Annotated in this window: 8 protein-coding genes; 2 read left to right on the top strand and 6 right to left on the bottom strand. The window is 62.9% G+C overall.

The window, feature by feature from the left end:
- The 5 genes from ACMO6A_RS15205 to ACMO6A_RS15185 all read right to left on the bottom strand — a co-directional run.
- On the bottom strand, positions 1–1,623 hold a 1,623-nt coding region (locus tag ACMO6A_RS15205), incomplete at its 3' end, for an MFS transporter (RefSeq protein WP_418471494.1).
- Positions 1,624–1,842: 219 nt separating this feature from the next.
- On the bottom strand, positions 1,843–6,144 hold the full coding sequence (locus ACMO6A_RS15200) for an EAL domain-containing protein (protein ID WP_230309050.1): 4,302 nt from the start codon (positions 6,142–6,144) through the stop codon (positions 1,843–1,845).
- 161 nt (positions 6,145–6,305) lie between these two features.
- The gene (locus ACMO6A_RS15195) at positions 6,306–7,214 is read right to left on the bottom strand and encodes a PfkB family carbohydrate kinase (RefSeq protein WP_009305766.1); all 909 of its coding nucleotides are present in this window, start codon (positions 7,212–7,214) and stop codon (positions 6,306–6,308) included.
- Between the two features lie 162 nt (positions 7,215–7,376).
- A complete protein-coding gene (locus tag ACMO6A_RS15190) occupies positions 7,377–8,777 on the bottom strand; it encodes an APC family permease (RefSeq protein ID WP_009305765.1) in 1,401 nt (466 codons plus the stop codon).
- Between the two features lie 211 nt (positions 8,778–8,988).
- The gene (locus ACMO6A_RS15185; protein WP_035577440.1) at positions 8,989–10,170 is read right to left on the bottom strand and encodes a pyridoxal phosphate-dependent aminotransferase; all 1,182 of its coding nucleotides are present in this window, start codon (positions 10,168–10,170) and stop codon (positions 8,989–8,991) included.
- Between the two features lie 200 nt (positions 10,171–10,370).
- Between ACMO6A_RS15185 and ACMO6A_RS15180 the strand changes: the two genes are divergently transcribed.
- Positions 10,371–10,799: a DUF2871 domain-containing protein gene (locus ACMO6A_RS15180; protein WP_009305763.1), complete on the top strand. Its 429-nt coding sequence runs from the start codon at positions 10,371–10,373 to the stop codon at positions 10,797–10,799.
- Positions 10,800–11,012: 213 nt separating this feature from the next.
- Here ACMO6A_RS15180 and ACMO6A_RS15175 read toward each other — a convergent pair whose 3' ends face one another.
- Positions 11,013–12,536: a helix-turn-helix domain-containing protein gene (locus tag ACMO6A_RS15175; protein WP_009305762.1), complete on the bottom strand. Its 1,524-nt coding sequence runs from the start codon at positions 12,534–12,536 to the stop codon at positions 11,013–11,015.
- A 241-nt stretch (positions 12,537–12,777) separates the two neighbouring features.
- Here ACMO6A_RS15175 and ACMO6A_RS15170 point away from each other — a divergent pair, with 241 nt between their 5' ends.
- Complete coding sequence (locus ACMO6A_RS15170) at positions 12,778–14,556, top strand: FAD-dependent oxidoreductase (RefSeq protein ID WP_009305761.1); 1,779 nt, start codon at positions 12,778–12,780, stop codon at positions 14,554–14,556.
- Positions 14,557–14,802: the final 246 nt, after the last annotated feature.

Genomic DNA, 14,802 nt, shown 5'->3' with positions numbered 1-14,802 from the left:
ATACGATCCCGTGATCAGCGGATGCTTGTCGGCGAGGTAGCGCATCACATCGCCGTCGGACACGAAGCCCGCCGGATGCCCCTGCTCGTCCACCAGCGGCAACCCGCCGACCCTCAAATCCACGAACGCGCGCATCGCCTCGCGCACCGGCGTGGCGGCCGGCAGCGTGTAGGGGTCGGCCTCCATGATGGACGCCAGCACCGACTGCACCGGAGACTGCGCCGCGCGTTCCACGGCCTGCACGGCCGCACGCTTCCGCGCCGCGCGAGCATACGCCAGCGACAAAGCGAACCCAACGACGCCGATGGCCGCGGCCACCACCATCGCAAGCGCGAACCCGTCCGCGGTCGCCTGCGCCGCAGAAGCGCCCCCGGCCGCAGCGCCCGCTTGCCCCGACGACATGATGCCGATATACAACGATGGCCCGATGCATGCAGCGATCTGCACGAACGTGGTCATGAGCGCCACGCCGAACGGGTTCTGCTGAGGCGGCAGCGCCCGCAGGCCTGCCGTCTGCGAGGGCGAGAAGATGAAGCCCACCGCCACGTACATCACCAGCATGGCCGCGAACACCGCCGGCACGGACAGCTGCGGCGCAACCGCCACCAACGCGATGAAGCCGATGGCAATGCCGCCGAAGCCCAGAGGCAGCAAAGGCCATTCGCCTCGTTTGTCCATGATGCGGCCACCCAGCAGCGTGGCGCCCGCGTTCGCCAGCACGGGAACGAGGATCACCAGACCAGCGGCGAAGGCGGTCATGCCCGCCGCGCCTTCGAAGTACAGCGGCAACAGCACGCTCATCGAGAACATGCTCATCATCGCGATGGTCACCAGAATGAGCGCCGGCCAGAACGCGCGATTCTTCATCGGCGCCAAATCGATGAGCGGATGCGCGCATCGCAGCTGGCGCACCACGAACACTGCAACCATGGCCGCCGCCAGCACGAGGGCGGCAGCAGCCAGAACACCGTCGGTGGTCAGCTGCGTCAAACCGAACGACAACACGGTCAGCGCCACGGCGGAAAGGAGCACCGACAGCACGTCGAGATGCGCTTCGTGCGTTTCGAGGTTCTTCATGTAGAAGAAGCCGAGCACGGCCAGCACCGCCATCGCCACGATGGGCACGACGAAAATGCTGTGCCATCCGAACGCCGTCACCAGCGCGCCGCACACCACCGGGGCGAACGCGGGGCCGAACGTGATCATGCAGCCGCCGACGGACAGGTACGTGCCCAGCTTGTTCTTCGGCGTGACCACGAGGATGGTGTTCATCATAAGCGGGATGAAGATGCCCGTGCCCACCGCCTGCACGAGGCGCGCGACCAGCAGCAGCTCGAAGCTGGGAGCGACGAGCCCCATCGCGGAGCCGACGATGCTCAAGCCGGCCGCGCCGAAGAACAGCGTGCGCACATGGAAGCGCCGATAGAGAAACGCCATGCACGTGACCACGACGGTGGCCACGATCATATAGCCGGTGACCAGCCACTGAGCCGTCACGGAGTCGACGCCGTACTCCGCCATGATGGACACGAGCGCCATGTTGACGAGGTTCTCGTTGAACCCCGCAATGAACGCGCTGCCGTACAAGACGGACAGCAGCAGCACAAGAGGTTTCCCTTGCATAAAGGAATCGTCCTTTCGTCTTCGGTTGTCTTGATTGGCCCCATCGAACCTACCAGCGCAGAAGGCGCCTTTCGGGGAAACGAGACACGCCGGGCGCGCTGGAGCGCGCCGTGGCATCTTCGATTCTAGCGAATCTCAAGCATTCTCGTAAGTGTTGTTTTCATGATCGCGCAAGCAAGCGAGCCGAAGCGGCTGCAGACAAAGAGCCGGCAGCACCCGTCACTCGGCCAGCTCGCAGCGAACGCTCTTCATCCCAGACCAGTATCGCGAGCAGGAGCGCTTGCCGCCCATCTTGACCGAGAACAACGCCGAATCCGCTTTCTGATACAGGTCGTCGAACGAGAAGCCCTCCTGCGGAACCAGCACGTAACCGGCCGACGCTGAGAACAGGAACGTTCGACCGTCCTCAACGCGTTCGACCTCCATGGCACGCAGCGCAGAGGCGATCCTATCCTCCAGCGCTCCCTCGTCCACGTCCTCGCACCACACCAGGAACTCGTCCCCACCCATACGGCAGACGACGTCGCCAGGGAACGACTCCTTCAGAGCCTCGGCCACATGCACGATAACCTGATCGCCGTACGCGTGCCCGAACACGTCGTTGGCCAGCTTGAAGGAGTCCAGATCCAACATGATCAGCGCACACGAAGCATCGCCCAGCTCGCCCGCCTCGACCGCGCGTAGGCGCTCCTCTATCTTCGGGATGGCCGCCTGGCGGTTATGCAACCCGGTCAACGCATCGGTCTTCGCCATCTTGAGCAGCTGGAAGCTCTGTTCTCGCAGCTGCCGCAACGCCTCGGAGTTCGCTTTGTTCTGCAAGGATTCGTTTCTGCGATCGGTCATGTCAAGGTAGTATCCCACCGCGCGGACGGGTCGATCCCGCTCATCGCGCACCGTCTCGCACGCGACCTCTATCCACACAGGCGCCCCGTCCTCGAACGTGAACGGAATCTCGAACACCGAGCGCTGTCGATCGCGAGCAGTGCGCACGCCCCGAAACGAGTCCCTGAACGCCTGCTGGTAGTCGGGCGGCACGAAGCGGAACCGCATAGTCTCGGGGTCGAACCCGTCCACGACCAGCATGTCGTCCTCGAAGCGGCTCAGACCTGCGAATATACGCTCCATAAGCTCGCTGCGCGAGAGCACCAAGCGATTGCTGTTGATGTCCCAGTCCCAGCTTTGGACGCCGGCTTGATCCAGAACCCCCTCCAGCTTTCGCTTGGTGAGCCACAGCTCCTGTTGCTGGTTCTTCATGGTAGTCACATCGGTGACCAGGCACAACGCTATACGTTCAGAGGACTCGAGGCCCACGCGGCGTGCCTCGACGTGCATCCAGACGTTCTCGTGCCCGGGAAAGCGCGGTCGATCCACAATCGCCAAGCTCTCGCCTCGATCGATCTTGTCGACGATCTCGTCGACCAGGCGCCCGCCCCCGTCTCCGCTCGGAAGGTACAGCTGGCCGCGAATGATATCCTCGTACTGCTCGGGCGAGAGCCCGTACTTCTTCGACGCACCGCACGCCACCACGTTCACGCGGACGTCCTCTTTGTCGGACCATGACAGCAGCACGATGTCGCTCGAGGTGTGCTCGATCAGCATGCTCATCATGTCGCGCAGTTCCACGGTTTCCGTCACGTCCACTACGACGCCCTGCAGAAACGAGGTGTCATCGTATTCCAAGAAACGGCTCTGGTCGATCACCCAGCGCCAGCCGTCCTTGGCTCTCATGCGGTACTCCAACGGATCCGACCCCGCAGTGCCCTCCCTGAGCGCGGTCACGCCTTTGGCCACGCTGTCGCGGTCGTCGGGGTGCACCATGAGCATGTACTTGTCGTCGAACAGCTCCTTTATCTCTTCGCGCGTGTAGCCGAACATGTCCAGAAAGCGGTCGCTCATGTACAGGAAATCGCACCCGGGAGCGTCGAGGCAGCGATGATAGCCGCCGGGCATATCTTCATTCAGGAATGCAAGCTCTTCGTTTTGGCTGATCAACAATTTGTTTCGCTCGGCAAGCTGCTGTTGCACCGCCATGACTTCGGTGATGTCGGTGCAAGCGCTCACGATGGCAAGCCTGCCGTCTTCCGCTTCGACCACCCGGCCTTTGTCGAGCGTCCAGAACCACGTCCCGTCCTTGCGAGCCATGCGGTACGTGGTAGTGTACTCGAGCCCCACGTAGTACTCGGGCCCGATGTCGAGCGCAACCGAGGCCAGATCGTCCGGATGTATGGTGTTGCCCACGCGCCAATCGATGCCCGCAGCCAGTTCCTCGTACGTGTCGTAACCCAGAAGCTCCACCATAGCAGCGTTGGCGAAGTACAGCGGGAACTCCGGCTCGCAGTATCCTCCGATCATTCCCCCAGGCGAAAGCTCTGCAGAAAGCGCCAGGGCGGTTCGCCGGTTCTCTTCCCCCAATGCTACGAGCAGCGGATCGCGCGGGGAAGCATCCGTGGCAGCCGATAACGCTCGACGAGAGGACTCCAGCTGACGCGCCTGCTGCCGCTCGCGAGTCACGTCCCTCAGCGAACCCAGATACAGGTAGTGGCCTTCGTGCTCGCGCAGGAACAGCAGATGGACGAGCAGGTGAGCGGTCGACCCGTCCGGGCGCATACGACGCACTACGACGACCGCGCCATTCGGGACGTTCTCGCGAGCTTGCTCGAACGCTTCCATGACCTCGTCCCAATCCGACTCGAACGCTCGACGCGCGAACGTGGAACGCAGCTCGTGCAGGTCAACGGCGTTAACCCCGTTCAGCTGACAGTACTGCTCGTTGGCGCTCAGAAGCTCCACTTCGCCGTCGTACAGATCGTACAGCACCAAGGGACCCAGGATATCGTCGAGCATGGCATCGCTAAGCACCCTGCTCTCTATCAGGTCGCGAATACGGAACCTCTCGATGGAGTCCGCATGGATGCCGCGGAAATCAACCTTCGTCCGATTCGCAATCAAAGGCTCGAACTCCGCCTTCGGCATGGGCTTGTAGAAAAAGTATCCTTGCCCGTACAGGCACCCCATCTTCACCAGCAATTGCCGTTGGGATTCGGTTTCCACCCCCTCCGCGATCACGCGGATGTCCAGCAAGTTCGCCATACCGATGATGGCTTCCAGAATGCTACGGGCTTTGCGGCTTTGCGCGTCTATCGCGTCCAGCAGCTTCATGTCCAGTTTCAAGACGTCGACGTTCACGTCCTTCAGCATGCCAAGCGACGAATACCCGCTGCCAAAATCGTCCATATGAACGGAGATGCCCAGGTCATGGAAACCCTCGACGATGTCCACGATCAGCTCGCAATCCTCGACGTACGCGCTTTCGGTGATTTCGACGGCGAGCAGACGAGGGGGGATATCATACTTTTCGAGCAATCCCTCGAACGTGCCCAAAACATCGAGCGCATACAAGTCGCGGCGCGACACGTTCACGGAAATGGGCACGGGCGCCTGGCCGGCGTCCATCCACGCGCGCAGAGCGCGGAACACTTCCTCCCAAATATGCAGATCGAGCGCGGTTATCAGCCCATTTCGCTCCAGCATGGGGATAAACTGGATCGGCGGGATGAGCCCGCGCTCAGGGTGCATCCAGCGAACCAGAGCCTCGAGGCCCACGATCTTGCCCGTGTCGAGGTTGCATTTCGGCTGAGCGTAGAACGTGATCTCGCCCTTCTCCAAAGCCTGCTGCACTTCGAGCAAAAGCGAATGGTCGTCCTTGATCTCTCTGAGCATACCATCGTCGTACCATCGGAAACGCTGAGCGTAATTCCCCTTGACCGAGGCCAAAGCCAGCAACGCGCGATCGTACATGATGCCGACGGGCAGGGACCGATCGTCAATGCGGAACAGCCCGAACGCGGGAAGAAAGCCCATGCCTTTGCCGTGATGAAGCGCGCTTTGGGTAATGCGGGCTCGCAGAGTCTCGATCATGCCCTCGTCGCAAGGCAGCAGCATGCAGAAGTCGTCGCCGCTCAGATAGCCTGAAACGCCGCCGCTCTCGACTGCAGCCTCGCCGAGCAGCCTCCCCACCTCTTCCAGAAACAAATCTCCGGCCTCTTCGCCGTACCATTCGTTGAACAGCTTGAAATGTTCGATGTCAACGGCCATCAGGCAATACGAGCGCTCCGGATATGCTTGGATCGCAGTGGAGACCGCCGAGAAAAACGCTTCGCGCGTATACAGGCCCGTCAGGGCATCGAACGGCTTCGGATCGGCCGCGCCCAAATCAGGCCGATCGATGACACGGCTCAGGAAAATGTGGCACGCGCCCGAGCCAGGCCAGTCTATGTCGCTCACCTCTGTCTCTATCCAGCTCCGGATGCGCTGGTTGTAGACCCGGCCCTTGCTGGCATGGTCAAGCATCAGCGGGCAATCCGGGCAAGAGGCGGGCTCGCCGCGCAAGGCCTGATAGCAAAGCATGCCCGTTTTCAAATGGGGAAACGCAACCTCCATCTTCTTGTTGAAGTAGACGACGCGGCATTCGCTGTCTATCACGTAGGCAAGGGTTTCGACTTCACCGAACATCGCCTCCATGAGCATACCACTTTCATCCGGGAAGATCGCACGGGCAAGCACCGACGACAATTCCTAGCCGTTAGGGAAAAGTAACTTCAATTGTACGACAAGTTTACGTATAGATAACAGTTTCGTCAGAGAATATCTCAACGAACGACTGCGCCATCAGACAACGCGTCCTACAGCCGCGCACCCGTCCTCGCGAACGCCTCGTCGGTCAGCGTCGACCCTTCCACGCCGCACACCGCTCCGGCCACGCGGTTCGCCAACGCCAGCGCGTCTTCCCATGAGTGTCCAGCCGCGCGCGCCGCGGTCAGCGCGCCCAGATGCGCATCGCCCGCGCCGACGGTGTCCACCACATCCACAAGCCCGGCAGAAACCACCGCATGCCGCCCATCGACGAACAGATGCGCGCCGTCCTTGCCCGCCGTGATCACCACCGCGTTGCCGCACTTCTCGGCGATGGCGGCGCCCGCCTCTTCAACCGTGGCGCGCCCGGTATACGCAAGCGCCTCTTGGTCGTTCAGATGCCATACCGGATGCAACGCGTTGATGCGGGCCGTCTTCTGCGCGCCTACGCCGCAGACGCGCGGGCCGGGCGCATAATACAGCTCTATAGAGGGATGATCCTCGAAGAACGAGATGATGGCGTCGCCGCCCGGCCCTTCCACCTCGTAGCCGCTCGCGAACCCGCAACCGAAGCGCGCGGCCTCGACACGGTCGAACCATGCGCGCACGAAATGACGCTCGATGCCCGGCAGCGTGACCATCGTGCGCTCGCCGCCCGGCTCCACGAAGCACATGCAGCCGCCGCTGTCGCGATCATCGAACCGCGGCGCCTCGAGCCCGCGCTCGCGCAGCTCGCGTTCCACGAACCCGGCGAAGATGCCGCACCCCACCGGCGCAAACAGCTCGTACGGAGCACCCAGCTGCCGCAGCACGTTCGCCGCGTTGAACGCGCAACCGCCCACGACGGCGCGCGACTCCTCCACCACGATCCCCTCGCCCGATCGGGGCAGGCGCGCAACCTGGCACAGCATGTCCACCATGATGGCTCCGACGGCCAGCACGGCCTTTCCTTCGCCCATCGTCATCTCCTTCTCATTCGGCTTGCGCACCATCATCGCCCGAAAAACACGGAAATCGAAGCTGAGGCGTGTTTTTCGGGCGATGATGCGTTGCGGGGAACGAAAACGCGAACGGCCGCGGCAAATACGCCGCGGCCGTCCCTTCAATCAACGAATGCGTCCTTACACTTCCAGGTTCTTGAACGCCTCGGGCACTTCCTTGTATCCCTTGGATTTCACCGCGCCGATGATCAGGCCGATGACCAGCCAGGTGACGCCCACGGCATACGTGGCCCACTCGAAGCCGGTGAACACGTAGCCCAAAATGGCTATGCCGATGAACGGGCAGATGAGGTACATCAGGATGTCCTTGAACGACGCGCGCTTCTTCTCCTTCACGAAGAAGAACCAGAACACGGCGAAGTTCAGCAGGATGAACGACGACAGGGCGCCGAAGTTCACGAAGCCCGCCAGCGTGCCCATGTAGTCCTGCAGCGGAAGCGCCAGGCACAGCGTGATCGCGCCCAAGAAGATGGAGGCGAACCACGGCGTCTGGAACTTCGGATGCACCTTGCCGAACACGCGCGGGATCACGCCGTCGCGGCCCATGCTGTACAGCAGGCGCGAGGATGCCATCTGCGCGTTGATGATGTTGGCGATGCCCACCGCGACGATGTTGACCAGCAACATGATCTTGTAGAACACCGGCCCGCCCACCAGGTAGACGGAATCGAAGAAGCCCATGTCGGGATCGGTGGCCGCCCAATCGGGCTGCACGATGGCGGCGATGTAGGTCTGCGCCACGAACACGACGATGATGATGGACAGTGCGATGATGATGCCCTTGCCGATGTTCTTCTCGGGCTCGTGCGTTTCCTCGGCCAGCGTGGACATGCCGTCGAAGCCCAGGAACGAAAGCGCCGCGATGGAGATGCCCGCCGCCACGAAGTGCGCGTCCACCTGACCCGGTTGGTAGATCGGGTCGAGGACGAAGCCGCCCGCGCCGCCGCCGCCCAACACGAAGTTGGTGCCAAGAGCGATGAACGCGACCACGGCCACAATCTCGACGATGAAGATGACCCAGTCAACGCCGCGGCTCATCTGAATGCCGCGAATGTTGACGAACGTGTTGAACGCGATGAACGCCACAGCCCACAGCCATGCCGGGCTGCCCGGCACCAGCGCCACGCCCCAGTTCATCACCATGACGATGAGCAAGGAGGGAACCAGCACGTAGTCGAGCAGGATCAGCCAGCCCGCCATGAAGCCCACGTGCGGGTTGATGCCGCGCTGCACGTAGGAGTACACCGAACCCGCAATGGGGAACCGCTTGCTCATGCGCATGTAGCTCATAGCCGTGAACAGAATGGCCACGAAGCCGATGATGTACACCAGCGGCGTCATGCCGTGGCTGTTCTGCTGGATGGTGCCGAAAATGGACTGCGGCGCGATAATCACCATGAACAGGACGCCGTACAATACCACGTCCCATAGTCCCATACCTCTTCGCAGTTCCTGCTTGTAGCCGAACTGCTCGATGTTCTCTCCGGACGCCTTCGCCGGAGAACCGTCTTGCTGAGCCATCGTGTGTCCCCTTGTTCGAACCTATACCGTCTGCATCGCTATGCTGCTTTATCGCAGCAAAGCGATCTAGCGATATTATCGCGCGTCGAGGACGAGAGCGCCATCATTAGTTCGAGGAGGGCAACACTTTTTCCCGACCTTTCCGGTTCGGCAAAACAAAAAGCCGACAACGACGGCCGAAGCCGCGTCGCCGGCCCTTTACGGCAAGCCCTTAGCCTTCGTACGATTCTTTGAGAGCCTTGAACGCGGGCATGCTGCGCTCGATGACCTCGCGCGAGACGCAGTAGCTCACGCGCACCCAGCCGCCGACGCCGAAGCTGTCGGATGGAACCAGCAGCAGCTCATGAGCCTTCGCGCGATCGCTGAACGCCTGCGCGTCGTCCTCGAGCGCGCGCACCCACAGGTAGAACGCGCCCTGCGGTTCCACGAACTCGTATCCCAACTCGCCGAGGCCCGTCGTCAGCAGCTCGCGGTTGGCCGCGTAGGCCGCCACGTCGGAAGGCTCATCGATGCAGCGCGCGATAACGCGCTGGAACAGCACCGGTGCGCAGATGAAGCCCAGCGCGCGGCCCGCGCCGGCCACCGCCGTGGACACTTCGCGCGCGTCGTCCATCAGGTCGGACACGTACAGATACCCGATGCGCTCGCCCGGCAGCGACAGCGACTTCGAGTACGAGTAGCACACGATGGTGCGCGGCCACACGCACGGCACGTAGGGAACCTCGGCGCCGTACGTGATCTCGCGGTACGGCTCGTCGCTGATAACGTACAGCTTGCGGCCGAGCTCTTCTTCCTTGCGCGCAAGCAGCGCGGCGAACGCCTCCAGGTTCTCGCGCGAGCACACGGCGCCCACCGGGTTGTTCGGCGAGTTGAGGATGATGGCGGCCGTCTTCGGTCCGATGGCCTGCGCAAGCGCGTCGATATCCAGCTGGAAGTCGGGCACATGCGCCGGCACCTCCACGCACGCGCATCCCGCCGTGCCGATCCACACCTTGTACTCGGGAAAGAACGGGGCGATGATGATGACCTCGTCGCCAGGCTCGGTGACGGCCGAGATGGAGATGGCCAAGCCTGCGGCGGCACCTGCCGTGAGGTACACCTGCTCGGGCTGGGCGGGCACGTCGTAGCGACGGCGAATATGGTCAGCCACGGCCTGGCGCACGCGCGGATCGCCCGCTGCCGGCGTGTAGCCGTGCAAGGCGCTGGGCTCCTCGTCCATGAGCTCGAGCACCGCCTGCTTCACGGCATCGGGCGCGGGAACGCTAGGGTTGCCGATGCTGAAGTCGAACACGTTCTCGGCGCCGATTTCCGCCTTGCGCACCATGCCGTACGCGAACAACTCGCGAATCGCGCTCGGCTCGGCTCCCAAGCCGTACATTCTCTCGTTCACCATATGCACCACGTCCTCGTCTTGTCGCCCGGCTCCGCCGTTGATTTCGATGAGGAACAGGGTAGCACAACCGCTCGCGCTCGTGGATCGCCCGCAGGGAAACGGCAATTGATGACGATTTGGTGACATATCCCCTTCGGAAAAAGAAACCTCGGATAATGAACAACGTTCATATTTGACCATACGGACCAGGGAGGATCCTTATGAAGAAACTGATCAACACCGCACTCGTATACCTTATCGCCGGGGCGGCGGCAGGCGTATTCTTCCGCGAGTTCACGAACTTCGCGCAGTTCACCGGGCAGACCACACTGGGACTTATGCACCCGCACCTGCTGGTGCTCGGGTTCGCGGTATTCCTGATCGCCACGCTGTTCGCTTTGCAGGACGACTTCACCGGCGACAAGCTGTTCAAGCCATTCTACATCGTGTACAACGTTGGCCTGGTCGTCACCGTGTGCATGATGCTGGTGCGCGGCGTCGTGGAAGTCACCGGAGCACCGCTTGCGATGCCCGACGCCGCCATCTCGGGCATCGCCGGCATCGGCCACATCCTCATCGGCGTGGGCCTCGTGCTGCTCACCGTGATGTTCAAGCGCGTGGTGAACCGCAAGCTGGCAACGCGCGCCTAAGGGCGCGCCTCCGCGACCGCCCCCCGCGAAGCCCTCCGACCAGATGTTGGAGGGCTTCGTCGTTTTGGCGCCAAGCAAGGACGCCGCGCTTTCGCAGGATCGCAGCCGACCGGCGCACGTTCCGGAAACCGGCAGCGCGCCGAAGCCGCACGCCCGATCCGCGGGCACGCGCGGGAAATGCCGCCCGGCAGCGCGTCGAAGCCGCGTCGCTTCTCAGCCGGCCTCTTCCAGCTTGCGCATAAGTTCGGCGCGGTTGTGGACATCGCACTTCTCGTAAATATGGCGCACATGGGTTTTCACCGTTGCCGGCGAGATGACGAACTTCTCCTGGATGTACTTCGAGCCGTGCCCCGTCACCCACAGAGCGAACACCTCCTTCTCGCGCGGCGATAGCTGATACGCTTTCGCCAGCGCTTCGATGCGCGCCCCAACGTCCGCGGCGACAGGAACAAGGCTCGCATCCGCCGGCTCAACCGCAGAGCCCGCAGCCCCCGAGCCAGACGAAACCGACTCGTCGGCATGCGAACGCCCGTCCCCACCGGAAAGTCGCTCCAACTCGGCCGGCGTCGGGCTCTCAAATGCGAACGTGGTATCGCGGTCGGCGAACGCGAAACCCGTCGACGCCACCAACACGAACACGGCCACAACCGCGAACAACGCCATATCGTCGATCAATGCAAACGCAGCCACCTCGCCAGCCACTATTCCCACATGCACGGCCAAACGGCCCACCGCGAACACCAGCAGCGCCGCAAAATGAGTCGTGCGCGCGATTTCGACCAAAAGCGCCCAGGTGAGCACCTCGAACAGCACCGAGCTGAGCGACGCCATGAAGAACACCATCGTCACGTTGTCGTGACCCACCAGCGCGATCAACACGAACGCCAACGCCCACACCGACATGGCGATACGGTACAGCACGCCAAGGTTGAGGCTCGTGCGTGACACCAGAGCGCCATACACGAAGAACACGAACGCCGCCAACGCGATGGTGCCCGCCATGAGCGCGGGATCCGAGAACACGCTCGGCGCAACCGAGCCGAAATACACCCGCAGCCCGCCATACGAGAACAACGCCGCGATCAGCCCTACCAGCACGCGCCACGACAGCGCCGTGCGCACGAGGTCGCGTATCTCGCTCCGCGCGCGGCGGCGCGCTTCGGCATCCGGCGCGCATTCGGCCCGCCAATCGCGCAAGCTCACCATCGCAGCAACCGCCGCGGCCAAGGGCAGCAGCGACACCGCAACCGGCGCCATCGTCGACCCAAGCAGCATGATCGCCCCGTACAGCAAGGCGGCGCCCAGAAACGTCATGGACGTGAACAGCACGGCGCGCCGGGCGTCGAGGTCACGATAGATTACACCCCAAGCCAAGACGATAGGCGTGCAAGCGAATCCCGTGGCAAACGCGCCTGCGCCCATCGCCGCAGGCAAAGCGGAGAACAAGGGGAGTGCGTACAGGCAGGTTCCGGCAAGCGCCGTCACGCCGCATGCCAGCAGCACGATTCGAACGCGCTTGGCCGCCCACCCCATCACCGAGCGCCAGCTCAACGCACATACCGCAAACATCACCATAGCGGTAGCCGACGACATAATGTGCACTATCGAGATTGCCCGTCCGTCCCCTCCCACTATATCCAGCGAATTGAACGACAAGAACACCCAGGCCCAGTAGAAGCTTAGACCGGCGTAGCGCGAAGTGAATTCGCGGCTTGTCGACGAGAACGCAGCCTTCACCGATCCTCCTCCCTCCGGACGATCGCTCGCCCCTCGCACGCCCCTGAAAACTTCCGTCATTGTACCGGACTTTTTCACCCGGAGCGCGAACGCACGCCAGCATCAACCCTTTGGGACGATATCAACCCACCTCCTTCGGAATCAACCCTTTGGGTCGGCGGCAAACCACGCGCTGCGACGTATCGTCATGCCAGCGTCACATGAGGGATGACGCGAGAACACTTCGAACAGGGAGGACGACATGACCATGTCACGCAATGAACGAGGGCTGTCCCGCCGCGCGTTTCTAGGCTTGGGCGCCACAGCCGCCATGGCCGCCGGAGCCGCAGGGCTGGCCGGCTGCTCGCCGCAAGCCAGCAGCGACGCGGCAAGCGCAGGCGCATCGGACGCCAGCGCCGCATCCGGCTCCACCGCCGCCGGCGGACCGAGCTTCTTGACCGCTCCGAGCCCCATTGCCGACAGCGACATCAAAGAGACCGTCGAAGCCGACATCGTCATCGTGGGCGCCGGACTCTCCGGCATCAGCGCGGCTCGCGCAGCCGTGGAAAGCGGCGCGAAGAACATCGTCGTCGTGGAGAAGGCCACCACGTGGCAGTACCGCTCGAACCAGGTGGGCTGCATCGGCGGCAAAATCCAAGAGGACCTGGGCATCCACATCGACAAGAACGCCGCAGTCGGCCAGATCATGAAAGAGTGCGGCTACCGCCCCAACCAGCGCATCCTGAACCTGTGGGCCGACAACTCCGGCGAGGCGTTCGATTGGTTCCTGGCCGCCAGCGAGGGTCAGTACGTGGTGGAGGCGGAATCCGACACCTACGACGGCAAGTCCATGAGCGTCCGCAAAATGCACTGGCCGCATCCCGCCGAGGCCAACATCGCCGACGATTTCTACCCCATCTTCGACGACTGCCAGATCTGCCTGCCCGACAACGGCCCCTACATCCAGAACATGGTGGACATTTGCGAAAAGGCCGGCGTGCAGTTCCTGTACTCCACGTTCGCCCGCCAGCTGGTGCGTCCGGACAACGCAGGACGCGTGGAAGGCGTCATCGTCGAAGACGAGAACGGCGATTACAAGAAGATCACCGCCAGCAAGGCCGTGCTTCTGGCTACGGGCGACTACGCCTCGAACGCCGAAATGATGAGCTACTACGTGCCGTGGTCCGACCGCTTCATGAGCATTTTCCCGAACGTCGACGCCAAGGGCGAGAAGACGAACACGGGCGACGGCCAGCAGATGGGCATGTGGATCGGCGCGAAGATGGAGGACGGTCCGCACGCTCCCATGACGCACCACCTGGGCGGACCTCTGGGCATGGATGCGTTCTTGCTGGTGGACATCAACGGCGAGCGCTTCATGAACGAGGACGTGGGAGGCCAGCCGTTCCAGAACCAGCTTTCGCGCCTGCCGAAGAAGACGGCCTGGCAGATCTTCGACAGCAAGTGGAAAGACCAGATCAAGTACATGGACACCGGCCACGGCAACGTGAACTGGTACGTGGAGTCGGGCGCCGACGTGCCCAACGGCTCGTACGGCAAAAACGCCTACATCTCCGACGAGGATAACGAAGACGGCAACACGCCGGGCTTCCTGAGCTACTTCGAGGGCGAGAAGGCCTTGGGCGTGACGGCGAACTCCATCGCCGAGCTGGCCAAGCTCATGGAAGTCGACGAAGCCGCGCTCACCGCCACCATCGAGCGCTATAACGAGCTGGCGGCCGCCGGCAACGACGAGGACTTCGGCAAGCGCGCCGACCGTCTGTTCCCCGTAGAGGAAGGTCCGTTCTACGCCTACCCGCTCACCGACACGGTGATCCTCGTGAACATGGGCGGCCTGCAAACCGACGTGGACTTCAACGTGATGGACACCGAGGACGAGGTCATCGAGGGCCTGTACGCTGTGGGCAACGCCCAAGGCGGCCGCTTCCTCGTCGACTACCCCCTGCCGGCTCCCGGCATCAGCCATGGCATGGCGCTGACGCACGGCATGCTGGTCGGCCGCATCCTGGCGCAGCTGTAAACCGAACAACCCCGTCCACACTCGCCGACCTCCCCTCCCCCTTGGCGAGCTGGAAAACGAGAACCGCCCGACCGGCTCCAACCGATCGGGCGGTTCCCTCTTCTCGCAGGAAACGGGAACGGGGCATCAACCCCGCCCCTCTGTATCGCGATCCGGATCGCAGCCGACTGCGCACGATCCGGAAACCGGCGGCCGTCGAAGCCGCGTCCCCCGATCCGCGAGCGCGCGCGGGAGCCGCCGTCCGAC

This window comes from Eggerthella sp., from assembly GCF_048329335.1.
Classification (GTDB): domain Bacteria; phylum Actinomycetota; class Coriobacteriia; order Coriobacteriales; family Eggerthellaceae; genus Eggerthella; species Eggerthella lenta.
Note: the sequence above shows the minus strand (reverse complement) of the source record. Positions and strands in the feature narration are given on the sequence as shown.